The following is a 24,844-nucleotide window of genomic DNA, read 5'->3' as shown; positions in this document are numbered from 1 at the left end:
TTCTACACTCCAACTCTGTTCTGAGTTGCGAACTCCAACAGAAGCTTGAGGGTATCCGGAGTACTCTTCCCCGTGCTCCAGACGACGTGAGTGGAATTCGCGGTGGCGAAGCGCCTTTTCCGTTCATCGAAATGGTAGCCGCAGGATTTGACAAAGGGCTCTAGCGCCCCGAGCGCCGACGCTGCCGATGGCTCGACCGGGAATCCATGCTCGCCGAGCTTGGCCGAGAGTTTCAGCATCTCGGCGTCGGCGACGGTGACGCAGGCATCGACCATCTCACCGACCTGAGCAACTGCGAAGATAGACGCCGAAGGGACCGCCAAGCCGTCCGCAATCGTCTTGTTGTTGAGCCCGATATCGTAGACTGAGGTCGGCTTATTTTTACCCGATATCAACTGGACAAGAAAACATGGGGACTGAGTGGGCTCCACGAACACGCAAGCACAGTCGTCCCCGAAAATAGCCTTGAGCCCGAACGTCAACCCGCTTGGCGCGCCGCCTACGCCGCACGGCAGATAAACGACCAATGGGTGGTTTTCGTCGATGCTGATCCCGCGTGACGCCAATTGGTCGGCGAGGAGCCGCGCTCCATAAGAGTAGCCTAGAAAAAGGCGGGAGGAGCTCTCGTCGTCAATCAGATAGGCCGCGTCGTCTCGCGCCGCCGACTTCCGGGCAGCGGCTACCGCCTCCTTGTAGTCGCCGCTATGTTCGACCACTTGGACATCCAACTCAACGAGCCTAGCCTTCTTGAAAGGTGTAGCGTCGGCCGAAATGTGGACTTCTGCCTGAAAACCCAACGCTCGCGCCGTGCGGGCCACACTGTAAGCAAGGTTGCCCGTGCTTCCGACGACAATTCTTCTCGCCTTGAGATTTGAACGCAGCCGCGCCCAGTCGGACGTTGCCGGGTCAAACGATATGCCATCTAACGCTGCACGATCGTCTGCATGCTGCAATACTTCGAAGACACCTCCGCGCGCCTTAATAGACGAACCTATAGCCAGGTCGTGGTCCGCTTTAAGAAAGACGTTCTTCCGTCCCGCAATCGAGCTGATGTCCGCAAGCTTGGAGTCGATTACGCCCGACTCCGGCACTTCTCCCGGGAAGAGATCCGCAAGCACCGCCCGATAGCTTATCCACGAGGCGGCGGCAGCCTCCACGTCCGACTCTGTAATGGACGCGTGCACGACCGCCTCTACAAAGGGCCGCCACCGAATATTCTGCCAAACCATCGGGTAACCCGCCTTAAGCGAGCTCAGTTCGTCCTGCGCGACCGTCGAAGACGACCCTGCTCCCGCGAACTGCGGCAACATTTCCTGCATGCGTCATTCCTCGTTTTTGGCGAGACAGCGGGTTGTTTTCCTAAAGCCAAACATAGCCGACACTGACTGACTTATCTACAAAAATGTTGCCTATAGGAAAATTTAGAGCCACAGGAAATACTTGCGAAGCGTCCGCCGTCTGTGGCCATGCGAGGCTAGGCCTTCATGTCAACGCGCGTCTTCCAGGATCATTGCGGCGGCTTTCTCACCGATCATGATCGTAGGTGCATTTGTGTTCCCAACGATAATCCGCGGCATGATGGACGCGTCGGCCACCCGAAGTCCCTCGACTCCCTTCACCTTGAGGCGAGGATCGACTACGGCAGCGTTATCGACGCCCATCTTGCATGAGCTGGTAGGATGGAGGTTCGACATACCTCGATTGCGGATATCGGCCTCAATCTCGTCATCGGTGTTCACCGTCGGACCGGGCAACACCTCTTCGATGATGAATTCCTTCAAGGCAGCCTGACGCGCGATTTTGCGGGACAGTTTTATGCCACGCTTCAGCGTCTCCATATCTTCGTCGTGCTTGAGGAAATTAAAGCGTATTTCCGGCTTGTCCTGGAAGTTTGAACTTCTGATCCGCACCGTGCCGCGGCTTTGGGGTGCCAGATGCACAGGGCTCAATGAGAACGCCGAAAACGGATGCGGGACGACTCCGGCGGCTGTTCGTGATTTCGCCCCCCAGGTCCCCATGTGGATTTGGAGATCTGGACGGTCCAATCGCTCATCGCTTCGCACAAAGCCGCCGATGTGCATTCCGGTACCCCGCATCGGCCCCCTGCCAAATAGGTACTGGAGCGCGGCTGCACCGCGCCTGAGATAGCTGTTTGCGATGTCGTTCAGGGTCATCGCTGCGGAAGACCTGTAGATGATCGACGTCCAGAAGTGATCCTGCAGGTTCTCGCCAACGCCGGGCAGGTCCACCTCGATCGCCAGCCCGTGGCGTCGAAGGACGTCGCCGGGGCCGATGCCCGAGAGCTGGAGGATATGTGGGCTGTGAAACGCGCCACCCGAAACGACGATTTCACGGCGTGCGAATACCGTCTCAGTCCCGCCCTCCCGAAACACTTCCACCGCTACGGCGCGGTGATTTTTAAACAAGATCCGCTTCACGTTGGAATTGGTCTGGACAACGAGGTTCTTCCTCGACCGAGCCGGGCGCAGGTAAGCTGCCGAGGTATTTGCGCGGCGCCCGTTGTTGATCGCGAATTGATAGAGACCATACCCATCCTGCACGGCTCCGTTGAAATCCGGATTATGTGGGATGCCGGATTCCCCGTACGCCTTAAGTGCCGCCCTGACCAGCGGGTTCGGCGGCGACTGATCGGACACCGTCAGCGGACCGTCGTTCCCGTGATATTCGTCGCATATCCTCATGTTGGATTCTGCCTTCCTGAAGAATGGAAGGACGTCCTCGTACGACCAGCCGGTGCATCCCATCTGGCGCCAGTCATCATAGTCAAGGCGATTACCACGGACATAGATCATGCCGTTGATGCTGCTGGTGCCACCAAGTACACGGCCCCGAGGCTGGAAGGAGGTCCGGTTGTTGAGCTCGGGCTCCGGCTCGCTCTCCAGGTTCCAGTTATACTTCGGATTGTTGTAAAGGAGCGGGTGGCCGAGAGGTATCTTGATCAGTGGGCTCCTATCTTCGGGCCCGGCTTCGAGCAGAAGTACGCTGTATTTACCCGACTCGCTGAGTCTGGCCGCCACGACCGCGCCGCCCGAACCGGCGCCCACCACGATGAAATCAAAAGTCTTTGAATGCGACACCGCATTTTCTCCGGGGAAAAGGGCAAGCACGCGGCTTGTTAGTTGATGACGCAGACGTCGTCGGGCGACCAGCCAAACTTGACCGTCCGGCCCGTCTCGTAAAGCTGAAACCCAGTGTGGGGCAGGGCGCGCGAAACGAGGCTCTGTCCCGCCGGTGCAGTGATGCGATACCTAACGCTCCCGGCGGTGTACAAGGATTCGGTAATGACGCCCTCGTAGACGTTGGGCAACCGGGCCGCTTCCTGGCCGATCATCACATTTTCCGGGCGAATACAGACATATTTTCCGCCGCGGGCGGCGTTGGCCGGATTGATCCTCATCGAAAGGCCTCCTTCGATGGTAGCTGAAGCCTCGGAGCCCGCCGACAAGCCGGTAATCGCAAACACAGAGGCTTCACCGAGAAAGCCCGCGACAAATCGGCTTGTCGGACGCTCGTAGAGCTCTCGCGGAGTGCCGATCTGCACCATGGCGCCATCCTTCATGATGCCGATACGGTCCGCCAGAAACGCAGCTTCCTGCTGATCATGCGTGACGTAGATCACCGTTATGCCGAGTTCCTGCTGGAAGCGTTTGATTTCTTCCTGCATTTCGTCTCGCAGGTTCTTGTCTAAGGCGCCGAGCGGCTCATCCATCAACAGTAGCGAGGGCTGATAGATTGCCGCTCTCGCGAGCGCGACGCGCTGCTGTTGTCCACCCGATAGCATCCCAGGTTTGCGATCACGGTACTGTTCTAACCGCACCATCGCCAGCGACTGTCTAACTCGTTCGGTGACCTGTGCCTTTTGCAGGCCGCGCATCTTCAAGGGAAACGCAATGTTCTCCGCAACAGTCATGTGGGGGAAGAGCGCGTAGTTCTGGAAGACCATGCCGATGTTGCGTCGATACATTGGCTCGGAAAGGATGTCCTTCCCGTTGACCTCGACCCTGCCGGCTGTGGGCTGAACGTATCCCGCCAAAATGCCCAACAACGTGGATTTCCCGGAGCCGCTCGGACCGATGATCGCAAAGAACCCGCCTGACGCGACATCGACACTGGTCGGAGCCACGGCGACAATGGGATAATATTCTTTGGTGAGTTCCCTGATGGCAACAGCGCAACCAGCCTTGATTTTTCCAATACCCATCATCATGCGCCTGAGACCTTGTATTTCTGCTGGCTGAACCGTCGCACAATCGTGGCGCTTAGGATCAGCAACAGCGTAAACGTGAGAAGGGCAGTGGCCGCGGCTGCGATTTCCGGCGTCACTTGATAATTCAACTGCTGCCACAGGAGCAGTGGTAGCGTTCTGGTCGACGGACTTGTCAGGAAAATTGCAAGGACGAGTTCGTCGATCGAGAAAGCCAACGCGAAGACGAAGCCCGAGAAAACGCTGGCGCCGATCATAGGCAGGGTGATGTGCCGGAAAGTCTGGCGAGGGGAAGCCCCGAGGCTCATCGCCGCGTACTCAATGCGATCGGAATATCCCTGCAACGCACCGCATACGGCGATGAATGGAAAGGGTATCGATACCGCGGCATGCGCCAGGATTACCGCCCAGTACGTTCCGTTCAACGACAGCAGCACGCTGATGGGATAAAGACCGATCGCCAGGATGATCTGTGGCAAGATCGCCGGAGCCATCATCAAGGTCGACAGAAGGTTCTTGCCTGGGATTGCTCCACGAATAACGGCTATCGCCACCAGTGTTCCGGCGACGGTAGCTAAAAATGCCGCCGACACGCCGATGGTCAGGCTGTTTATGATCGCGCTCTGGTAGTCCGAATTCGCGAGGAACGACCGATACCAACGGAATGAATAGGCGGTTGGTGGAAACGAAAGGTACGACTGATCCGACAGCGACAGTATGACGATGATCGCCAGAGGCACGAGCATCGCAAGCAACAGCAGCATCGTCATGCCGCGAACGGATAGCCGCAAGATCTTCCACAGGACGCCTTCGTTCTTCATGCTATTCCTCCGCTCGTTGCGGCGGCGCGGCGCACCATTTTGTAAATAAGGAACAATGCCGCGGTTAGAACGAGCGCGACCGTCGCCAGGGCGGACGCAAGAGGCCAGTTCAGAAGTCGAGATGCCTGCTGGTTGATGAGGATGGACAACATCGTTCGAGACCCCCCGAGAAGCGAGGGAGTGACAAAGAAGCCCAGGGAGGAGATAAAGACCAGTATCGATCCTACCATTGCGCCGGGCAGAGACAGCGGAAAATAGACCCGGACGATTTGCGAGAATGGGTTGGCTCCCAATATGGCTGCCGCTCGCATGTAACTCGGGTCGATAGTCCTCATCGTGTTGATGAGGGGGATCACCATGAATGGTATCTGGATATAGACCATCGCGAGGATCATCCCCACTCCGTTATCGAGCAGGCGCAGTGGCTGACTGAGGATCCCAATCGCCAGCAGACTTTCATTGAGCGGACCTTTACGCGCCAGAATGATCATCCAGGCAAAAGTCCGGATGACTGTGCTGACCCAGAATGGAAGGAATATCAAAGCAACACAGATAGCAGCGATCTTCTTGGGCAGATGGGTCACGACAAAGGCAACCGGATACCCGATAACTAGAGTGATCCCCGTGACTACGGCGGAAACATAGAACGTGTAGGCCAGCACGGTTCTGATGCCGGGGTTCGCGAACACGATCCTGTACTGCTCGAACGGCCCAGTATCGCCGGAAAAACTCTTGCCGATGATTAGCACCGAGGGCCAAACAAAGAACGGCAGGATTAGAAGCGCGGCGGGCAACAGTAGCCATAGATGGCCGTTCAAACCGCGTGAACGACGCTTTTCCAGATGTCCACCCATTAGCTAATTCCCAAAATCCTTGCCATTTGCCTGAACGGCTCCTTGTCGATCGCCCCAGCAAACTTGGGCCGCGGGGAGCTTCACTCATGACGGCCTCAATAGGGGTTAGCCTTTCTTCGACTCTGTCGCGTACTTAGTGATCTGGGCGTCGACCGCTCGCCTACGTTCGGCTTCGTTGTTCGAGGCATTACGCGCCATCTCGCTCAGCGAGGCATTGCGATTGGCGTTCACCTTCGTGAAGTGTGGAATGACATAGCGCGCGTAGAGTTCGTAGGATCGACGCGTCTGATCCCAATCCGCCCAATTGTGTGCCATCTGAAGGAAGACGCCGAAATCTCCCTGGCGGCCGATCAGGCGTTCGATCAAAGCAATCGCATCGTCGGGCGTGCCGATTGCGGCGCCGCCGATTCCGTTCATGTAGGCGACGGGATCGCCGTCGACGGGGAAACGGCCCGGCGCTACGCTGTTCGAGTAGTCCATGTAGTCGCGAAGGCCGAACTGAACGTTCTTGGCCGCCTGCTCGCGGGTCTCGGCGATGTGAATGGGTGCGACGAGACGAAGCCCTCGCGGGTCCATTTTCTTGCCATTGGCTTCCGCGACCTGGGTGGCGATTTCCCAATTCGTCTTGAGGGCGTCAAAACCGGCGCGGTCAGCCGCGGCGACGCAAAGCATGGAAAACCCGAATTTCCCAGCAGCCTTCGCACCAGACGGCGAAATCGAACTGGCGAGGGCAATTTCAGGGTGCGGGAGCTGGAATGGTGCAAAATGCAGCCGTGCGTCCTTCAGGACGAACCAGTCGGAGGTGTGGCTAACGGTCTCGCCCCGAAAAAGACGCACGATTACTTCGAGCGCTTCCGCCATCCGGTCACGAGTGTGCTGAGGGTCGATGCCGAGCATCCTCGCATCCGTGACAAGCAGCCCAGGGCCAACGCCAAAGATGACCCGTCCCTGCGTCATGTGGTCGAGTTGGACGATCCGGTTCGCGACCATCAAGGGGTTATGGTAGGGGAGCGACACTACGCCCGTTCCGAGCCGGATCCTGCGAGTCCGCTCCGCGACGGCGGCCAGCAGAATTTCGGGTGACGAGATGATCTCGAATCCTCCCGAATGGTGCTCTCCGACCCAAGCTTCGTCAAAGCCAAGCTCATCCGCCCAGCGAATGATCTCCATGTCTCGGTGCAGCGAGATTGTCGGGCTTTCGGTTACCTTGTGGAACGGCGGTAGGAAGAGCCCGTGCTTTAAAGGCAGGTGGGACATGCGTTTTTCCTTCGTCACTTTATTTTCTTGAGAACGGGTCAATATGCATGCGGACCTCGGCCGCCTGCTTGCGGGTCCAGCCGTATTGGGCGGCCCTTTCGATCATCGCGTCGAAACGGCTGAGCCAGTTGGCATCTTGTGGGCCGAGTCGTCGCAACTGCTGGACTGGCACCCAGACGTGACTGAGGTCTTCGAGGCTACCCCACTCAGACAGGCCGGATCGGATATCCTCATCCGATAAGCCCGCTGGCCAGCTCGCATCCAGCCTTAGGGAAAGTGCCTTGAAATCGTCTGGAGCTAACAGCGCAGCTGTCAGGTCCCTGCCCAGACTAACGATCACACAGACCCTCCCCGTTTTCATTTTCGGAGCTTTTAGCGTCCTTGATGAAGGGCATTCAAAGCTTTCAGAACATTGCGTGTCAAGAAATATCTTTCCCATAAGAAAAAAACTAGACGCCCAGAACAAATTCGATAAAAGTGCGATCCGAAAAAGGGGGCCCCCAAATGTACGAGACGCTTCTTGTCGAAGTCGATGATCGTGTCGCCGTGATCACCATCAACCGCTCGGACCGAATGAACGCGATCAATGATCAGTTGACGGTCGAATATCGGCAGCTGATCGCTGACCTCGATCGCAACGAGGATGTCCGGGTGATCATTTTGAGGGGCGCCGGAGGCCGGGCATTCTCAGCCGGATACGACTTAAAGGAGTATCCCGGGGCCAAACGGAACATCGAACAGATCAATGATCGGTATCTGGATCAGCAGCAATTCCTTCTGTCGAACTGGCGCTGCACTAAGCCTGTGATCGCCATGATCGACGGGTTTTGTTTGGCGGGCGGCCTTGAGTTGGCGCTGTGTTGCGACATTAGATATTGCTCGGACCGATCCCGAATCGGTGTCTTGGAGGCTCGGTTCGCAGGCGCGATCGGCACGATGATGGCTCCCTGGATACTCGGGAGCAAATGCCGCGAGCTTATCTATACCGGCGACGTTCTGGATGCGCGCGAAGCTTTGGAAGTGGGCCTGGTCGAGCGCGTTTTTCCAGCAGCCTCACTCTTTGAAGAGACTTTGCTTATTGCAAAGCGGATGTCACGTGTCGCCGCGAATTGCCAACGGTGGAACAAGCGCTCGATCAATCAAAGCTTTGAGACTATGGGCCTGTTCACGGCCTTGCGCCACGGCGCTGATATGGCCGCCATGATGCGGACCGCCGGGTCGCCCGAACGCGACGCCTTCGACGAGCTTCGGACGAATGTAAGTCTTCAAGCCGCGCTGGAATGGCGCAAGCAGCAGTTCGCTCCATTCGAAAAGCGCAAGACCGAATCCTCCGACGAAGAGTGAAACTGAAGACGCGCACTGCGCGTGGGGTCGGCGTCGGGAAGAATTGCGAGATGGGAAGGAGAAATGCAAGTGCGTCAAGAACCTTCAATCCGAACCGATTACTCGTTCTTACGGAAGACCAAAAAACTCCTCATAGAAGGAGAGTGGGTCGAGTCAGCATCTGGCGGCACATATCCCTCCATCAATCCTGCGACGCGGACAACCATCGTCGATGTTGCCATGGGCGACGGGGAGGACATCAATCGCGCTGTCGCGGCGGCGCGTCGCGCGTTTGAGACAGGTCCGTGGAGCACGATGACACCATACGATCGTCAGAACCTCCTCTTGAGGCTCGCCGATCTGGTGGACGCGAACTTTGAAGAACTCGCTACACTTGCAACGATCGACATGGGCGCGCCGATCTCACGTCAGATGGGTTTTCGTAGACGTGCGGTCGGTCTGCTTCGGTACTACGCGTCGATGGCGGTATCCATCCATGGCGAAACAATCCAGAATTCCCATGGCGGCGACATATTTTCCTATACGCTTCGTGAACCCATCGGCGTCGTCGGAGCGATAACGCCTTGGAATGGTCCGATCCCCTCCACGATCTGGAAGCTAGGCCCCGTCCTGGCAACCGGCTGCACTATGGTGCTGAAGCCTGCGGAAGAGGCCCCCCTTGTTCCATTGCGGTTGGGCGAACTGACCCTCGAGGCAGGAATACCGAAGGGCGTCTTCAATATTGTCACTGGGTCCGGAATAGTTGCGGGCGCAAGGCTCGTCGAACATCCCGCAGTCGACAAGATCGCATTCACCGGAAGCCATGTGACTGGTCAATGGATAATGAAGGCTTCCGCGCCAACGATGAAGCGACTGACCATGGAACTCGGCGGCAAGTCGCCTAACATCGTTTTCGCAGACGCGAATCTGCATAAAGCAATACCAGGGGCTGCGCAGGCGATCTTCAACAATAGTGGACAGATTTGCAGTGCCGGTTCGCGCCTCTTTGTCGAGAGGTCAGTTTACGACCAGGTGGTCGATGGCGTCGCCGAATACGGCAAGAATCTCACGATCGGGAACGGCCTCCATCCGTCCACGCAAATCGGTCCGCTCGTTTCGATGAAGCAGCTGGATCGTGTCTGTGGCTTCTTTGAAAGTGGAATCAGAGAAGGAGCGCGACTTGTCTCGGGAGGATGCCGCCTTATGGACGGCGAACTATCTAGGGGAAACTTTGTCGCGCCAACGGTATTCGCGGATGTCAGCCCCGACGCAGCCATTGGGCGGGACGAAATATTCGGTCCCGTGCTGACCGTCTTTCCTTTCGATACTCCCGAAGAGGTCGTCGCTTTGGCGAACAACACCGTTTTTGGCCTTGGCGCGGGCGTCTGGTCAAGCCGGCTTGATACCGTGCATGCATTGGCAAGACGTATCAAGTCCGGAGTTGTCTGGGCAAACTCATACCAGCTTGCCGATCCAGGGGTTCCTTTTGGGGGATATAAAATGAGTGGCTTCGGACGGGAGTCGGGTCATCAACACGTTGAAGAGTACACAAACGTGAAATCGGTCTGGATTTCGCCGTCAGACTGAGTTTGCCGCACCACAAGCTAAACCGTCCATGCTCCTGCAACGGCAAACTCGGAGATCAAGGTGAAGATAAACAATATCAGGTCCTACATTGTAAATAACGGAACGAAAAAACACTGGATATTTGTTAGGATTGAGACGGACGCCGGCATTGTTGGTTGGGGCGAAGCATATTCGCAGTCGGACAGGGAAAATGCCATTGTTAGCCACCTTGCCCAATTCGGCCGATACCTGGTCGGCCGCGATCCATTTCAGATCAAGTACGCAGTGACCATGCTCCGCGACGACTACGTGCATCGCCGCGGATCGATGGAGTTCTACAGTGCACTCTCCGGGCTTGAGATTGCTCTATGGGACATCGTCGGGCAGGCCTGCAATCAGCCGGTTCACAATCTTCTGGGAGGGCGTTATCGCGACAGGATCAGGGTCTATGCGAATGGCTGGGCCTACGAAGCAAAAACGCCCTCTGCCATAGCGAAGGCGGCCGAGGCCGTCGTCAGCCGTGGCTTCACGGCTCTAAAGTTCGATCCATTTCCCCTGCCCGTGCGTACCTACGTCGACAGGGATGTCGAGCGGCATGCGGTCTCGATGGTGTCGGCGGTGCGCGACGCCGTCGGGGACGATGTCGAAATGCTTATTGAATGCAGCCGACGTTTCAGCCCCAATATCGCTTCCCGTTTCGCCAAGGCAATCGCAGAACTGCGGCCTTATTGGATCGAAGAGCCTGTGCCCGCGTTCGATCTGGAGGGACTGCATGAAGTGCGACAGGTGTCGGACGCTCCGATCGTGGCAGGCGAGACCCTATACACCAAGGACGACTTTCGCTCACTTTTCGCAGCCCGCGCAGTGGACATAATTAATCCCGACATCTCGGCCTGCGGAGGCCTTCTGGAGTTAAAGGAGATCGCAGCCAACGCAGAAGCTCACCATATCGGCGTCAGTCCACATAACTACAATTCGACCACGGTATCGCTTGCCGCGACCATGCAGGCGAGCGCCGGAATGCCGAATTTTCTGCTGACGGAGTATTTCCTAAGCTTCGACGAGGTAGGTTCCGAGATCTGCGATGTGCCACTCGTTCCCGTGAGAGGCTTCATCGACTTGCCCGAACGGCCGGGCATTGGGATCGCGCTGAAAGAAGACGAGCTGCTAAAGCGCGCGGCGAGCGAAACGCCGGTCAGGACGCTACGCACAGTGTCAGCAGAGGCCTAGTCGTCTATGAACGATCGAAGGCGCGCGCCGATAGCTCCCTGTTCGAAAGTGCCGCCAGTTGGGCTCTGTGAAATACGATCGGCGCCATGGTTCGAGACGAGCCGCCGGGATCAAATCAATTCACCATCGCAGTACCCAGCTACCGGCATTCAGTTCGATTGATAGCTACTTCTTCCCGCCGCGGTTTCCACTGCGGCGGGATACGTTCAGTTAGCAATCTCTAGCCGACCACCCAGTTGTTGAACCGGTCGAAGACCTCCTTGCCGTTTTTGACCCAATAGTCGATGTCGATCATCGTTCCCTTGGGGAAATTCTCCGGCGAGTTAGGGATTTCCGCCAGTCGAGCAGGGGACAGCTGGGCGAACGCTTCCTGGTTTGTCGGGCCGTAGGCGATGTTTTCGGCAAAGATCGCCTGATTCTTGGGATCGACGCAGTGGGCGACAAATTCCATCGAGAGCGCCTTATCTCGGACGCCTTTAGGGACGCAAAGGTCTCCGTAGGTGAACAGTGCATTGTTGAAAGTGTAATCGACGGGCGCACCCTTGGCCTTCAGCGGCTGGATACGGCCGTTCCAGACCATGCCAAAATCGACTTGGTTGTCACTTACGAGTTGCGCTGCCTGCGCGCCGGACTCGAACCACGAAATGTTCGAACGAATTCCGTCTAAAGCCTTGAAAGCCGCATCGAGGTCGATCGGATAGAGCTTCTTGGGGTCGACACCGGATCCCAACGCCGCAAGCTCTAGAGTCTGGTTCGCGCTCTTCCAGAGCGTGCGCTGACCTTTCATTTTCGGATCGAAGAACTCCCTCCAATTCTTTGGTATTGCCATACTCTTCGCGGCGTCGACGTTCCAAGCGATCACCGAAGCAGCAATGTAGATGTTGGTCCAGTATGGGTTTGCAGAACCATCCTGAAGACCTTTGGTCGGAACGATCTTATAGTCAATTTCTTCAAGAAGTCCCAACCCGGCAGCGGGGGCAGCCTCCGCGGCATCGAGATCCGAAACGTCGATATCGACTGACTTCGCGTCGACCATTGCTTTGAGCTTTGCCGAGTCCAGGTAGGGCGCGCTGATGACTTTGATCCCGGTCTTCTGCTCGAACGTATCGAAATATGCAGCCTTGAACGCAGCTTCGAGCGCGCCACCGCTGTTTGCAACGGTGATCGTTTTGGATTGCGCGCGAACAATGCTGGGGGCGCCGAGGGTCGCAGCGGCCGCTAGGCCCGCACCAGCCTTGAGAATCTCGCGTCGGCTAATTTTCAGTCCACTTTTTTGCATGATCATCGCAGTCCCCTTTGGTTGAGTTAGCTCTCGTTTCCTACCCACGCATGCCACCGCCTCGCACCCATGGTTCTCAGACTGAACATTCCTATGGGAAAAATGTCAAGGATTTCTCCTATCGGAAAACGGAGAGGGGAAATTTTTCCTTCATCCCGGTTGCGGTGGAACGAAAGGAGCAAAACTGGGTAACGTGCGCACCGGCATTTGCGTCGAGTGCATTAGGTCCCTCATTTGCGGTTCGCCAACGCCGATTCCCAAGGATTCTGCGCACCGAAGAGCCCTTCTCGCGGTAGCTTGTTGCCGCCCAGCGGCAAGGGAAGGTGGCCCAGACGCATCCCGCAGTGTCGTCCGCCCCTAGCGAACCAAATTTGATTATAGTAAAACGATTTTTCGTGTGAGAACTATCTTTTCGGCCGCAAGGCAAAGCGGAGCAAGTAATGAAAAAACCTATGCAACAGGACGGTAGCGAGTTCAATCTCGGGGCCCATATCAAACACCTGCGCCGGAAGAAGCGCTGGACACTTGAGACATTGGGTGAAGCTTCGGGGCTGTCTATATCCGCTCTTTCGAAGATCGAAAACGCGCAGGTGTCGACATCATTCGACACCGTGGTGAAGATCGCTCACGGACTTGGAATGCCTGTTGCGGAGCTTTTTGAGAGTACAGAGCATAATTCAGCTCCAGGTGTGGAAGCGCCGAAACACTATACTGCGAGGAGGGTCTCCACCCGCCGCGGTGAAGGGCAGCCGTTTGCGTCGGACTACTATGATTATGAAGTCCATTCGTCCGAACTTCTTCACAAAGGCATGATCCCGTTGGTCATGACAATTCGCACGCGTGAGGTTCCACCGCGGGCTGATTGGTCGGTACACGACGGCGAAGAATTCATCTTCGTCGTGAGCGGGGAACTAGAACTCCACACCAGCCTCTACTCTCCCCTCGTGCTCAAAGCTGGAGACAGCGCTTACATCGATAGCACGATGGGACACGCATTCGTGTCCAGGAGCGATGAGGATGCAGTGATGCTATCAGTGTGCCTCACCGAACGTCTGCAATTCAACGATGAAGTCGTCGGCAGGGACGGAGGACGCTAGTGTTCAGTTCTGGCATTTGCTGAAGCGGGTCGTAGGGTGAGCCCCTTGCAGGTTGAGCCTTCGGTCAAAGTTGGAGGCCGCGGCGAAGTCGAGACGGCTGCCGAGCAAAGTGCAAAAATCAAAAGCTAGCGCGACCGCCGATAATTTCGGCCACCAATGTCGGATATATTTCCCTGCCTACGGCTTCCTCCAAGCCTGTCGGGAGTGCGCGCCGGTCGATTTCTAATGCAAGAGATCGGATGCGGCAGCCCTCTTTGGCGGACAACTCACGTTTGGCCGCTTGCGGCCGCAACCCGGCATCATCCGAGAGTCGTTGACAGACACGTGTAAACGTTTACTATTCATACGTCGACGATCGCGAATACGACCGCTTTCCAGTTTCTTAAAAGGCGCGCCATGAACGCACACAATCGTACGCTCACTGTATTCTTGCGCGTTGCAAAATTTTCCTGGCCTTTCCTCGCCCTTCTCATCTTTGCAAAACTGTTTCCAACCACGATGTCGATGCTTGCCGAACAAAGCGCTGAACGCGGCATGATTGCTCAGGCGCAGTCCTCAGCGGCTGAGCACTATCTCTCGGTCCTGCTCGACAACAATAAATAGCGGACCGACGATCCCGATTTTTCGCTTAAGACGGCAGGTTTTCCAGGCCGGGCCTTCCGCCGACTGGCACCCCGCGATAAAGACGCCCAGCTTTAGTCAGGTCGCTTCGCATCAATCATCAACCAGACTCGCATCCTTGACGAGGCCGCTTCTACCGGCACGTCGCCGTGTTAACGTTCTTCCCCGCAGCCGTAACAGATGAAGTACCTCAGGGACCTGGCAGACGAAGCGCTGATAGAAGCCGTCCAGCGCCAGACGTTCAGATATTTCTGGGACGGCGCCCACCCCTCAAGCGGCATGGCTCGCGACCGACAGCGGCTTGCTCCCCGGTCCGACAATGATCTCGTGGCAATAGGCGGCACAGGTTTCGGGGTGATGGCGATCATCGTTGCTGTCGAACGCAGTTGGATCGCTCGCGATGACGCGGTGGAGCATCTCAGCCGCATAACCTCTTTCCTGGAGAAGGTCAGCCGACATCACGGGATGTTTCCGCACTTCGTCGATGGTCGGAGCGGGAGAACTATTCGATTCGCTCGCAACGACGACGGCGGCGATTGCGTGGAGACCGCCTTGTTGTTCCAGGGCCTTCTTTGCGCGCGCCAGTACTTTAGCCGAAGATCCTTTGCTGAAGTGCGCCTGCGTGAGCGGATCGATCGATTATGGCTATCAATCGAATGGAATTGGTACTGCCGCGACGAAGAAATGCTCTACTGGCACTGGAGCCCCAACTGCGGATGGGCGATGAATTGCCCCGTGTCGGGATGGAACGAAGGACTGCTGCCTTATGTGCTGGCAGCCGGCTCTGCCACCCATCCGATCAGGGCCGGCGCCTATCACAGGGGGTTCGCCCGCGAGGGCCAGATGTCCAACGGGAAGAGTTTCTACGGCACAGTGCTTCCACTTGGCCCGGACTATGGTGGGCCCCTGTTTTTGGCCCAGTATTCGTTCTGCGGGCTGGACCCTCGGCGCCTGAGGGATCGATATGCGTGTTACTGGCAACAGAATGTGGCCCACACGCGCATCAATTACGAACATTGCGCTCGCAACCCGCATGGGCATTCCGGCTATGGCGCCGATTGCTGGGGACTAACGTCGGGCCATGGCCCCTACGGCTACGTTGCGCACGCGCCAGACCATGACAGGGGCGTTATTACCCCAAGCGCAGCCTTGTCCAGCCTTCCCTACGCGCCGGTGGAATCCATGCGGGCGTTGAGATACTTCCTCACAAAGCCGCTTCATCGCATCTGGGGAAATTTTGGATTTGTCGACAGCTTCAGCGAGAACCTGAGTTGGTTCGCTCGAACCTATCTGGCGATTAATCAGGGGCCGATCATAGCGATGATCGAGAACCACCGCAGCGGGCTGATCTGGGAACTCTTCATGAGCGCGCCTGAGGTGCGTGAAGGCTTGAGCGTGTTGGGCTTCGTCGAGACCTAGGCCGGCTGACTGCGACATCCACAATGACTAGCGAACCCTGCGCCAGAACCCAATGGGGTGTCGGTCAAAGCGATAGCAACGGCCGTGCCCGTAGCAGGGCCTAAAAGGACTAAGAGGATTTTCAGCAGCTCAAAATCATGATTCCCATTGAGCCGAGGCATGTAAACGTTTACAAGACTCCTATACTAGAACGGGCTCGCCGATCATGAATGGAAGTCAATCCTCACCCTCCGGGCAAGGCCTTCACAGCCTGATCAACCAGGCCGAGATGGTCGTCGATCTGGAAGCGGTGCGAGAGAACTACAGGCGCTTGAGCGCCATTGCTGGAGATGCCGATTGCGCGGCCGTCGTGAAGGGCGACGCCTATGGGCATGGCATGGTCGCTTGCGCGCTCGCGCTTTGGCAAGCGGGAGCCAGGACCTTTTTTGTCGCAACCGCCAATGACGGCGTGGCGCTTCGCACCGTGCTCCAGGAGGCAACGATCTCCGTGCTGGGCGGTTTTCTGCCTGAGGAAACGGAGGCATTTGCCGGTTCGAACCTGCTTCCCGTCCTCAACAGCCGCAACCAGATCGAGGAATGGCACAAGGCGGCAAATAGGATTGGGCGTCCCCTCGACTCAATCATCCATTTCGACACCGGCATGAACCGGCTTGGGCTGCTTGCGGACGATACCGCATGGCTTCGCGAGAACTTGTCGCTCCTGTCCAGAATCCCTCCCCTCCTCTATATGTCGCACCTCTCGGCTGCCGACGATCTCGATTTCGAGCGGTGCGAATTCCAGCGAAAGGCTTTCCTGAAAGCAGTCAGTGGGCTGCCTGCCGCGAAGCTGTCGCTGGCCAATTCGGCTGGGGTCTATCTGGGAGAGAACTATCTGTTCGACATGGTGCGCCCCGGAAAGGCGACGTTCGGGATCAATCCCCTGACCGGCCGCAAAAACCCAATGTTGCAACCGGCCAGCGTGATAGCCCCGATCATCCAGGTCAATACGATGAAGCGTGGTTCGCCGGTCGGGTACAGCTCGACATATCGGCTGGTCGAGCAGGCTAAGATCGCAACTGTCGCGATCGGCTATGCCAACGGCTACTCCCGAGCCGGTTCAAGCCGCGCCACGGTCTTTGTTCAAGGTTTCGCAGCCCAGGTTGTCGGGCGCGTCTCGATGGATCTTCTGACCGTGGATGTCTCGGCCGTTCCAGACTGGGCGCTGGTGCCGGGGAGCCCAGTTGAAATTCTTGGGCCCAATGTTCGCGACCACGACCTCGCGAAGGCCTGCGGGACGATTGAGCACGAGGTCTTGATCTCACTTGGCCATGGTTGCGCACGCCGTTACGTCAATGAATAGCTCGCGCCATGGTGTTGGGTGCCCTAGCATGGACCCGCTCCCAGGCCGTGCCAGGCACTCGGCCGCCAATGGGCACCTGGCGTGCTCGTTGGCGGCCCCGAAATCGCAGGCTGCGGGACGGGTTGCTGGCAACTCGCGATCATCATGAGAGACCCGCCCTCAAACGAACCCCCTATCTACCGCAGATTCCCCGATCTTGTCGCTACGCTCGAATCCATTCTGCTGCGCAACGGAACGTCGGATGACGTCGCTCGCGTGCTGGCCACGAACTGTGCGAGCGCCGAACGCGATGGCTCGCAAAGCCATGGCCTGTTCAGGATGACCGGTTATGTGAAGAATCTCAGGAGCGGCTTTGTCGACGGCCGGGCCGTCCCGCACATCCGCGACGCGGGGAGTGCCTTTCTCTACATCGACGCCGGCAACGGCTATGCCAGACCGGCGCTGGAGTCGGCCATGCCGCGAGCCATCAACAAGGCCCGATCGGCCGGCGCGTGCGTGTTAGCGATCGGCAATGCCCACCACAACGGGCCACTTTGGCTGGATGTCGAGCCATTCGCCGAAGTCGGCCTGGTCGCGCTCGGCGTCGTCAACAGCGTCACTTATGTCGTCCCTCATGGCGGTCGCAAGCGGCTCTATGGCACAAATCCGATGGCCTTTGCCGTGCCGCGGATGGATGGGCAAGTGCTGCTGTTCGATCAGGCGACAGCAGCGATGGCTCATGGCGAGGTGGCGGTCGCGGCGCGCGAGAACAAGCTTCTTCCGGAGGGGATTGGCCTCGACGCCGCAGGGCTGCCGACCCGCAGCCCAAAGGCGATACTGGAGGGCGGAGCGCTGCTGCCCTTCGGCGGGCACAAGGGTTCGTCCATCGCCATGATGATCGACATTCTTGCCGGGGCGTTGACCGGCAGCAACTTTTCCCATCAGGTCGACTGGTCGGCCCATCCCGGCGCGGAATCGGCTCACACGGGCGAAACCGTTATCCTGATCGATCCGACCAGGGGAACCGGCTCACTTGGGATGTTCACGCAGCGGATCGAGGATCTGGTCGCAGCGATGGCCGACGCCGGACAGACGCGCCTTCCAGGCGAACGCCGGCTTGCCGCCCGCAAGTTGGCAGCCGAGCGCGGAATCGTCATTGCGCCCGCGATGTGGAAGCAGCTGATGGCCCTGAGAGCGTGAGGCCAATCGAACGATAGTCGTTGCGGTTACCGGGTCACCCAGACAAGCAGATACATGGCCGCTGTCGCGACAACCACCCAGAACCAGCCCCATAGGCGGGATCCCCCCTCGGTTCGGCTGCCGTTGCTTTTTTTTGGCACCTCGTCGTTGCCACACATTCCCAAACCTGGTGGCCGTCGTTCAGATGTCATTGAGCACCCGCAGCGCTGCCTCATGCAGGATGGCGTTTGCCGATGCCAGGATGTTTCCACCTCGCTCCGCGCGGCCCCCGTCGAAGCGGGTGACCACACCGCCGGCGGCCTCGATGACCGGGATCAGCGCTGCGATGTTGCAGGCTTGCAAGGAAAGTTCCACGCAAAGGTCGATCTGGCCGGCCGCGAGCATGGCGAATGCGTAACAGTCGCCGCCGTACCTCGTGAATTTGACCGACGAGGCGAGCCGAGCAAACCCCCTGCCCGGACGGCGTGCGAAGGGTTCAGGAGAATTCGTGTGGCAAATCGACTCCGAGAGCAGCTGGACGCCACTTGTTTTCAAAACCGTCTCGCCCTGGTCAGAGCAACACACCGATCTCGTGCCGTCGGACCAGAAGCATTCCCCGGTATCGGGCTGGCTCATCATGCCCATCGTGGCGCGGCCATTTATCGTGAGGCCTATCAGGGTGCCCCAGACCGGAAGCCCACACCGGAACGCTTTTGCACCATTGATCGGGTCGATGACCCACTGGATCGGCCCTGATCCTGACGGCCCAAATTGGTCGCCCAGCATTGCATCCATTGGATAGTCGGCGGCTATGATCCCGCGAATAGCTTTTTCGGCTGCGCGAGCTGCCTCGCTCACAGGCTCATATGCCACGTCGGTCTTGTTGTTGGCATTCGCCGCCCCTCTCGTGCGGAATCCCGGCAGCGTCTCGGCGGCAGCCGCACCGGCCAGCCTGCGAAAGAATTCGAAGTCCGGCAGCGCCTCGTCGTTCCCCCGACGGGCGGCGCCAAGCGAGAGGTGCCCCTGCATCAGAGCCCCCTCTCCTCAAGAAGGCTATTGAGGCGCGCGCCCGTTTCCACCAGTTGATTGCCATATTGCGTAAGAAGGGATTGCTGGGCCTCTGTCCCGGCGCATGACAAGGCACCGAAGATCGCGGCAAGCCTCTCGCTCAGCGCCCTGCCTTCATGCAGCGCACGCGCGTCGGCAATGAGGGCGGCAAGTTGATCGCGCGAAGGCTTTCCGATACCGGGAACCGTGCGGGATCCACCATCGATGTAGCCCGCGGGCAGTTCGCCCTTGCGGTTGACGATCCGACGGTTGAGAATTGCGTCGAGAATCTGGTCGACGGCCTGTTTGGCGCCGGCCACTCGAGAGGGATGATCGGTGTCGGCGGCCGCGTGCGGCAGAAGCTCGAGCCTGCCTGGAAACTTGAGAGCCAGCTGACGATACGGCACCAGCGGGCCGACGAAGGAGGATGTCTGGCCGTCGAAGAAGATGTCGGCGTCGACCGCGACATGGCGGACCTTTCCGCAATCAAGGGCGGCTGCCAGGGCCGAAGCATCGATGATCTCTCCGCGGTCGTAATTTATGACCACCGCACCATCGTTGAGAAGTGAGAGGATCTCGCCGTCGATCAGTCCCACATTTGCGAAGCGTCCTCGAGCTTGGTCGAATGCTCCGAGGCCGGTGTGGGGGCTTATGAAGTCGGCACCACGTGCGGCGTCCTGAAGTGTCGGTGCATATTTGAGGCCCTCGGCCTCTATCCACTCGCAGTGAATTGCGCGGGCATGCACACACACACGCATGCGCAACGCCTTGCAAAGCTTGGCCAACTCCCTGCCAATATTGCCATATCCAATGATGGCGATCTTCTTGCCTTCGATCTTTTCGGTGGGGAAATCGCGGAGGTTCCTCGCGGTGTCGAAATGCCCGTCGACCACCCTTTGATGCAAGTCATCGACGGGGAGATCGGGGACCACCTTCAGCATCGCCTTGAGCGCCATCTGCGCCGTGGCCCGGCTGTTGAAGCTTGGCGTGTTCATCAAAGGCGCAGGGCCGCCGCCGTTCGGCCCTCCCCAGGACCTGGACTGCATGTTGCCGGTGCCCGCGCCGATGCGCACGCCGCCCTCTGAAAAGACCGCCCCTTCCGGTATTGCCGTAGCTGCCGCAATGACGGCATCGTACTGACCCTTGTCGGTCTGCCGCAGGATCTCGTCTGCGGTGCTCAGGTCCGGCTGATAGGAGAAATGGACGCGGCCCGGCTCAAGCGCTTCACTGCAGACGGCCCCAAGGTGGAAGACGCCTCCCCTTGCCTCGATGTGCGCGCGCACATCGCTATGGTCAGGCATGCCCTCTGGCCCAAATCGCAATCCGATTGGATCAGCTATAAGAACGGTATAGGCTCGGCTGGCATCGCCGATGCGGCCGCTCTCGATTGTGCTCGGTGACGAAGGAAAGCGTTCTCCGAGCTTGGCGAGTTCCTCCTCGATGACCGCAACCTTGGCCCTGAGATAGGCATATTGCAGATTGTCCAGCAGCGCGACGACATCGTCGGGGGCACGAACCCCGCCGATCCAGGCCCGATAGTCGCCCGGCGTGCCCGGGAATGCGTTGACATAACGGGCCACGTCCAGCCCCGGCTCGTGATTTCCGTCAGGATGGGTGATCCCTTCATAGCCAAGGAGTTGCTTGGACCGCGCAATGATGCGCGCGTGCAGTCCCGAGTTCTCCAAGGCCGGGTCCACCGCCTTCAACAGCGTCACCGCGGCGCCACGTCGTTCAGGATTGGTGACGCTGAGCCGAAGCACCGCACTGCGCGAGACCCAATCGTTGATGGCATCCCGATTGGCTGTTGAGCGTCGATTGAGATTCTCCACCGAGCCGAGCCGCCTCTCGGAGCGCAGTAGGCCGAAAGTCGTCTCTGCGAATGCGAGCGCGGAGTAGGTATTGATAACGCCGCCCAGCATCTTGTCGCCTTGCGGATCGTAAAGCGGTCCGACCGCGACCGAGCGATCGCCGCTCAAAGGCCGTTTGGGGTCCGCTGGCACAGCGATTTTGAGCTGGCGAGGAATTGCCCAGGAAGGATCCCGCTGGTTGCGCTCGATCAGCCGCAGCGCTTGCGGCGTGAACGTCGCGACAAAGTAACCGGAGACGCCGCCGATCGCCTTCTGGAACGGCATGAACATGCAGGTTCTTGCCAGCAGCTCCCGCACGACGTCATCACCCCAAGGCATTGCTCCAAGCAGCGATGTCGCGTCCAGCACGGCGTGATGGTTGTCAGGATCGCTGCGGAGCCATTCCAGGAGGTTGGAGATATCCTGCGATGTATAGGTGGTGGCGCCAGTCGTTTCATGGCCGACGCCGACGAAGAGTGCGATCCCCAAGCCGCGCAGATTGTCGGCTGACGGGATGATCCCTTCTGTTGGCGAGAAGTGCACGCGCCGTTCGTCGCCTTGTTTTGAATAGCGATGCAGTTCGACAAGCTGGGCACCCCAGGACTGGCGGAAGAAGCCACCGGAGCCTGCTGCTTCCGATTCCGGCGCTGGCGTGTCGACATAGACCCTTTGCTTGTCGTCGCTCGCGTTCATCAGGTGCATGACGCAAGCGGTGAAGCCGCTATGTCCTCCCCCCAGTCCGACTGCCATCTGGTTCGACTCGGGAAAGCCGAAGTAGCGATGGATTTCGCGCATCATGTCGAGCAGGATCTTGTCGGCCGGATAGCCGCGATGCATGCCGCGGCCGACCTCTGCGGTGGTGAAGGGGCCGATATCGTTGCCTTTGTCGTCGAGCTTTCTGTAGTTGCGTTCCAGCCAGGCATCGAACTCGAAACGCAGGAGCCGCGCATCGACCTCGTCGGCGGTGAGGTCGGTGATGGGGCCGACGCCAAAAAATGGGTTGGCGGTCCGCCTTGGGCGCCCGGCGGCCGTCAGGCGCAGCGCGGCAAGCCGCTCTGCCCTTAGCGTTTCTATGGATGTCATCAGCCTACCTCAAAGCAATGGGGTGCACCTGCGAAGCCGCAGGCGCGTTCCGTTCCCGATCGGGAATGTGCTGGCCAGCTCAGACGCCCGCCAGGCGATGTCGTCAGCGCAGTTGGATCCACACGGCTTTCGTCTCCGTGTATTGATCGTGCGCGGCCAGGCCCTTGTCCTTGCCGCCGAAGCCGGACTCCTTGTAGCCGCCAAACGGCACGGCAAAGTCGCCTTCCGAATAGCAGTTCACCGAAACAGTTCCTGCGCGGATCTGCTTGGCGACGCGGTGGGCGGTGTTGAGATCGTCGGTGTAGAGCGACGCGGCGAGGCCGTAGTTGGTGTCGTTTGCCAGGCGCACTGCCTCAGCCTCATCCTTGAAAGTGATCACCGACAGCACCGGGCCGAAGATTTCCTCACGGGCAATCTTCATGTTGTTCGAAACACCATCGAAGATGGTCGGCTCGACGAAGCTGCCGCCCGTACCCGCCAGTATCTGGCTTCCGCCTAGTGCGATCCTGGCGCCTTCCTTGCGTCCGGTTTCGATATAAGAGAGCACCTTGGCAAGATGCTCCTGCTCGATCATGGCGCCAATGCGCGTCGTGCGCTCGAGCGGGTCGCCAACAGTCCAGGATTCAAAGACTGGCTTCAGTTCATCGAGCAGGCGGTCCTTGATGCTCTCATGGACGATGAGGCGCGAGCCAGCCGAGCAGTTCTCGCCCTGGCAGAAAAGAATCCCGGTCGCGACATTCTCGACTATCGGAGCGAAATTCCTGACGTCGCCCATCACGATGGCGGGGCTCTTGCCGCCGCATTCGAGAATGATGCGCTTCATGTTTGAGTCTGCCGAATATTTCAGGAATAGCCGACCCACCTCTCCCGATCCGGTGAAGCTGACGCAATCGATGTCTCTGTGGAGGCCTATGGCCTGACCGGCAGTCGGCCCCAGGCCAGGAACGACGTTGAACACGCCATCAGGTATGCCTGCCTCGGACGCGAGCGCCGCCAGCCTGATCAAAGACAGGGATGTCTGCTCGGCCGGCTTCAGGACCAGGGAGTTGCCCCCGGCCAGGGCGGGCGCCAGCTTCCACATGGCGACGAAGAGCGGGAAGTTCCAAGGGATCACGCCGCCGACGACGCCGATTGGCTCGCGCACGATCATCGACACGACGTCGCGCGGTGCCGGAGACACCTGGTCGTAGATCTTGTCCGTTGCCTCTGCATGCCAGCGCATTGTCTCTATGGAGTCGGGCAAGTCGACATTGATGGAATCGTTGATAGGCTTGCCGCAGTCGAGCGTTTCGATGAGCGCCAGCTCGGCGCTGTGTTTCTCGATCAGATCCGCAAAGCGCAGCAGGACTTTCTTGCGTTCTCGCGGCGGCAGGCCGGACCAGGTGCCGGCTTCGAAGCTGCGGCGCGCCGCCTTGACCGCGAGATCGACGTCCGCCGCCCCGCCGGCAGCCACGTTGGCCAGCAACTTGCCTGTTGCTGGATTCACCGTCTCGAAGGTCTCGCCCGATTGGGCCGCGACATAGGCGCCATCAATGAAGGCCCTGGTCTCGAATTTCAGCGTCTTGGCTTCAGCGTGGAAGTCTGTGTGGACATTCATGTTAAACTCCTGCAGATCGCATTGAAGGGTGTTGATCAGGCGCTGGGCCAGGTGTCGGAAAGCGTGTACCCGGTGGGGAATGGATCGCTCGGATCGAGCACAAACTGGTGGAAGCCGGTGATCCAGGCCCGCCCGCTGATCACGACGGAGACGGCATCGAGGTCGCCCACCTTAGAAGTCTGAAATATCTCGCCCTCGAACTTTGTCCCGATGATCGATTCGTGGATGAATTTTTCGCCGGGCGCGATCTCGCCGCGGGCATGGAGGAGCGCCAGCCGCGCGCAAGTCCCGGTGCCACAGGGCGAGCGGTCGAGGCGGCCAGGCGAGACGATCACGCCGTTGCGCGATGTCTTTACCCCGTCGCTGACCGTGAGCGGGCCGGCGAAAAGTGTCTGGTTTATGGTGTGAATTGCCGGGTTTTCAGGATGGATCGAAGGCAGCTGCTCGGCCGCCGCGCGCTTGATCTTTTCCCCGACGTCGGACAGGTCGCGCGCTTCCGACGGCTCAATCGCGAAGCCGCAGTCGCGGGCATCGACGATCACGTAGATCATCCCGCCATAGGAGACGTCGACGCGAAGAGAGCCAATGCCAGCGACCTCGATCATCCGGTCGCGATGCATGACGAAGGACGGCTGGTTACGGAACTTCACGCTTTCGCATTTTCCGTTGCGGCATTGCGCTTCGACCTCGATCAGCCCCGCCGGCGCCTCGAGCGCCAATTTGGTGACGGGCTCCTGCATGGCGATGACGCCCGTCTCAAGCAGCACGGTCACCGTGCAGATGGTGTTTGTCCCCGACATCGGCGGATAGGACGCCGGCTCGATGATCACGTACCCCATCTGGGCGTCAGGGTTGGACGAGGGCAGGACGAGGTTGGTGCACAGCGTGACTTTGCCGCGCGGCTCGTGGAGAAGGAACGCGCGAAGATCGTCGCCCTTTGTCTCCAGCCAGCGCGCCTTTTCGAACATCGTCTTGCCAGGAACGTCAATGACGCCACCGGTGATGACGTCGTTGGGCTCGCCTTCAGCATGGGCGCCGACAACGTTGATCATCCGCGATAACCGCATGTGTCATCCTCCTT

At 58.8% G+C, this 24,844-nt stretch carries 20 protein-coding genes; 8 read left to right on the top strand and 12 right to left on the bottom strand.

The features are described 5' to 3' along the window. Positions 1-2 precede the first annotated feature (2 nt). From EN869_RS01325 to EN869_RS01295, 7 genes are all read right to left on the bottom strand, one after another. A complete protein-coding gene (locus EN869_RS01325; RefSeq protein ID WP_127227994.1) occupies positions 3-1,319 on the bottom strand; it encodes a D-serine ammonia-lyase in 1,317 nt (438 codons plus the stop codon). 168 nt (positions 1,320-1,487) lie between these two features. Beyond that, positions 1,488-3,098 carry a GMC family oxidoreductase N-terminal domain-containing protein gene (locus tag EN869_RS01320; protein ID WP_127227995.1) on the bottom strand — a complete coding sequence of 537 codons (1,611 nt, stop codon included), beginning with the start codon at positions 3,096-3,098 and terminating at the stop codon, positions 1,488-1,490. A 38-nt stretch (positions 3,099-3,136) separates the two neighbouring features. Then, positions 3,137-4,228 (bottom strand): ABC transporter ATP-binding protein, encoded by a 1,092-nt coding sequence (locus tag EN869_RS01315; RefSeq protein ID WP_127227996.1) that lies wholly within the window; start codon positions 4,226-4,228, stop codon positions 3,137-3,139. Then, positions 4,225-5,046 (bottom strand): ABC transporter permease, encoded by an 822-nt coding sequence (locus EN869_RS01310; protein ID WP_127227997.1) that lies wholly within the window; start codon positions 5,044-5,046, stop codon positions 4,225-4,227. The genes EN869_RS01315 and EN869_RS01310 overlap by 4 nt, the downstream gene beginning before the upstream one ends. After that, complete coding sequence (locus EN869_RS01305) at positions 5,043-5,900, bottom strand: ABC transporter permease (protein ID WP_127227998.1); 858 nt, start codon at positions 5,898-5,900, stop codon at positions 5,043-5,045. Before EN869_RS01305 ends, EN869_RS01310 begins: the two co-directional genes overlap by 4 nt. Before the next feature lie 105 nt (positions 5,901-6,005). Next, positions 6,006-7,175 carry an LLM class flavin-dependent oxidoreductase gene (locus tag EN869_RS01300; protein WP_127227999.1) on the bottom strand — a complete coding sequence of 390 codons (1,170 nt, stop codon included), beginning with the start codon at positions 7,173-7,175 and terminating at the stop codon, positions 6,006-6,008. 1 nt (position 7,176) lies between these two features. Continuing rightward, a complete protein-coding gene (locus EN869_RS01295; RefSeq protein ID WP_127228000.1) occupies positions 7,177-7,497 on the bottom strand; it encodes a hypothetical protein in 321 nt (106 codons plus the stop codon). Positions 7,498-7,661: 164 nt separating this feature from the next. On the opposite strand from EN869_RS01295, the gene EN869_RS01290 reads away from it, so the two are divergent. From EN869_RS01290 to EN869_RS01280, 3 genes are all read left to right on the top strand, one after another. Then, positions 7,662-8,501 (top strand): enoyl-CoA hydratase/isomerase family protein, encoded by an 840-nt coding sequence (locus tag EN869_RS01290; RefSeq protein WP_127228001.1) that lies wholly within the window; start codon positions 7,662-7,664, stop codon positions 8,499-8,501. 63 nt (positions 8,502-8,564) lie between these two features. Then, the gene (locus EN869_RS01285) at positions 8,565-10,067 is read left to right on the top strand and encodes an aldehyde dehydrogenase family protein (RefSeq protein ID WP_127228002.1); all 1,503 of its coding nucleotides are present in this window, start codon (positions 8,565-8,567) and stop codon (positions 10,065-10,067) included. A 60-nt stretch (positions 10,068-10,127) separates the two neighbouring features. Next, entirely contained in the window at positions 10,128-11,276 is a 1,149-nt protein-coding gene (locus tag EN869_RS01280; RefSeq protein WP_127228003.1) for a mandelate racemase/muconate lactonizing enzyme family protein, read from the top strand. Positions 11,277-11,496: 220 nt separating this feature from the next. Here EN869_RS01280 and EN869_RS01275 read toward each other — a convergent pair whose 3' ends face one another. Beyond that, positions 11,497-12,561 carry an ABC transporter substrate-binding protein gene (locus EN869_RS01275; RefSeq protein WP_127228004.1) on the bottom strand — a complete coding sequence of 355 codons (1,065 nt, stop codon included), beginning with the start codon at positions 12,559-12,561 and terminating at the stop codon, positions 11,497-11,499. A gap of 434 nt (positions 12,562-12,995) precedes the next feature. On the opposite strand from EN869_RS01275, the gene EN869_RS01270 reads away from it, so the two are divergent. From EN869_RS01270 to EN869_RS01250, 5 genes are all read left to right on the top strand, one after another. Further along, positions 12,996-13,652 (top strand): XRE family transcriptional regulator, encoded by a 657-nt coding sequence (locus EN869_RS01270; protein WP_127228005.1) that lies wholly within the window; start codon positions 12,996-12,998, stop codon positions 13,650-13,652. A 396-nt stretch (positions 13,653-14,048) separates the two neighbouring features. Further along, positions 14,049-14,255: a hypothetical protein gene (locus tag EN869_RS01265; RefSeq protein ID WP_127228006.1), complete on the top strand. Its 207-nt coding sequence runs from the start codon at positions 14,049-14,051 to the stop codon at positions 14,253-14,255. A 198-nt stretch (positions 14,256-14,453) separates the two neighbouring features. Beyond that, a complete protein-coding gene (locus tag EN869_RS01260; RefSeq protein ID WP_127228007.1) occupies positions 14,454-15,692 on the top strand; it encodes a glucoamylase family protein in 1,239 nt (412 codons plus the stop codon). Between the two features lie 268 nt (positions 15,693-15,960). Next, positions 15,961-17,031, top strand: a complete 1,071-nt coding sequence (gene alr / locus EN869_RS01255; RefSeq protein ID WP_167506972.1) for an alanine racemase — start codon at positions 15,961-15,963, stop codon at positions 17,029-17,031. A gap of 81 nt (positions 17,032-17,112) precedes the next feature. Then, positions 17,113-18,210 (top strand): Ldh family oxidoreductase, encoded by a 1,098-nt coding sequence (locus EN869_RS01250; protein ID WP_245489496.1) that lies wholly within the window; start codon positions 17,113-17,115, stop codon positions 18,208-18,210. Between the two features lie 180 nt (positions 18,211-18,390). On the opposite strand, the gene EN869_RS01245 is transcribed toward EN869_RS01250, so the two are convergent. The 4 genes from EN869_RS01245 to EN869_RS01230 form a co-directional block, all read right to left on the bottom strand. After that, entirely contained in the window at positions 18,391-19,218 is an 828-nt protein-coding gene (locus EN869_RS01245) for an inositol monophosphatase family protein (RefSeq protein WP_127228009.1), read from the bottom strand. After that, entirely contained in the window at positions 19,218-22,166 is a 2,949-nt protein-coding gene (locus tag EN869_RS01240; RefSeq protein WP_127228010.1) for an NAD(P)-dependent oxidoreductase, read from the bottom strand. Before EN869_RS01240 ends, EN869_RS01245 begins: the two co-directional genes overlap by 1 nt. A gap of 103 nt (positions 22,167-22,269) precedes the next feature. Further along, positions 22,270-23,763 carry an aldehyde dehydrogenase gene (locus EN869_RS01235; RefSeq protein WP_127228011.1) on the bottom strand — a complete coding sequence of 498 codons (1,494 nt, stop codon included), beginning with the start codon at positions 23,761-23,763 and terminating at the stop codon, positions 22,270-22,272. A 35-nt stretch (positions 23,764-23,798) separates the two neighbouring features. Next, entirely contained in the window at positions 23,799-24,830 is a 1,032-nt protein-coding gene (locus EN869_RS01230; RefSeq protein WP_127228012.1) for a proline racemase family protein, read from the bottom strand. Between the last annotated feature and the right edge of the window lie 14 nt (positions 24,831-24,844).

This window comes from Mesorhizobium sp. M2D.F.Ca.ET.226.01.1.1, from assembly GCF_004022705.2.
In the GTDB taxonomy this organism is placed as follows: Bacteria; Pseudomonadota; Alphaproteobacteria; order Rhizobiales; family Rhizobiaceae; genus Mesorhizobium.
Note: the sequence above shows the minus strand (reverse complement) of the source record. Positions and strands in the feature narration are given on the sequence as shown.

Bases quoted from the DNA above. Each gene is read 5' to 3' on its own strand.
- alr (WP_167506972.1), top strand. From the start codon at position 15,961: ATGGTCGTCGATCTGGAAGCGGTGCGAGAGAACTACAGGCGCTTGAGC.
- EN869_RS01245 (WP_127228009.1), bottom strand. From the start codon at position 19,218: ATGCAGGGGCACCTCTCGCTTGGCGCCGCCCGTCGGGGGAACGACGAG.
- EN869_RS01230 (WP_127228012.1), bottom strand. From the start codon at position 24,830: ATGCGGTTATCGCGGATGATCAACGTTGTCGGCGCCCATGCTGAAGGC.
- EN869_RS01240 (WP_127228010.1), bottom strand. From the start codon at position 22,166: ATGACATCCATAGAAACGCTAAGGGCAGAGCGGCTTGCCGCGCTGCGC.
- EN869_RS01260 (WP_127228007.1), top strand. From the start codon at position 14,454: ATGAAGTACCTCAGGGACCTGGCAGACGAAGCGCTGATAGAAGCCGTC.
- EN869_RS01305 (WP_127227998.1), bottom strand. From the start codon at position 5,900: ATGGGTGGACATCTGGAAAAGCGTCGTTCACGCGGTTTGAACGGCCAT.
- EN869_RS01285 (WP_127228002.1), top strand. From the start codon at position 8,565: ATGCAAGTGCGTCAAGAACCTTCAATCCGAACCGATTACTCGTTCTTA.
- EN869_RS01325 (WP_127227994.1), bottom strand. From the start codon at position 1,319: ATGCAGGAAATGTTGCCGCAGTTCGCGGGAGCAGGGTCGTCTTCGACG.
- EN869_RS01310 (WP_127227997.1), bottom strand. From the start codon at position 5,046: ATGAAGAACGAAGGCGTCCTGTGGAAGATCTTGCGGCTATCCGTTCGC.
- EN869_RS01275 (WP_127228004.1), bottom strand. From the start codon at position 12,561: ATGATCATGCAAAAAAGTGGACTGAAAATTAGCCGACGCGAGATTCTC.
- EN869_RS01265 (WP_127228006.1), top strand. From the start codon at position 14,049: ATGAACGCACACAATCGTACGCTCACTGTATTCTTGCGCGTTGCAAAA.
- EN869_RS01315 (WP_127227996.1), bottom strand. From the start codon at position 4,228: ATGATGATGGGTATTGGAAAAATCAAGGCTGGTTGCGCTGTTGCCATC.
- EN869_RS01270 (WP_127228005.1), top strand. From the start codon at position 12,996: ATGAAAAAACCTATGCAACAGGACGGTAGCGAGTTCAATCTCGGGGCC.
- EN869_RS01235 (WP_127228011.1), bottom strand. From the start codon at position 23,763: ATGAATGTCCACACAGACTTCCACGCTGAAGCCAAGACGCTGAAATTC.
- EN869_RS01290 (WP_127228001.1), top strand. From the start codon at position 7,662: ATGTACGAGACGCTTCTTGTCGAAGTCGATGATCGTGTCGCCGTGATC.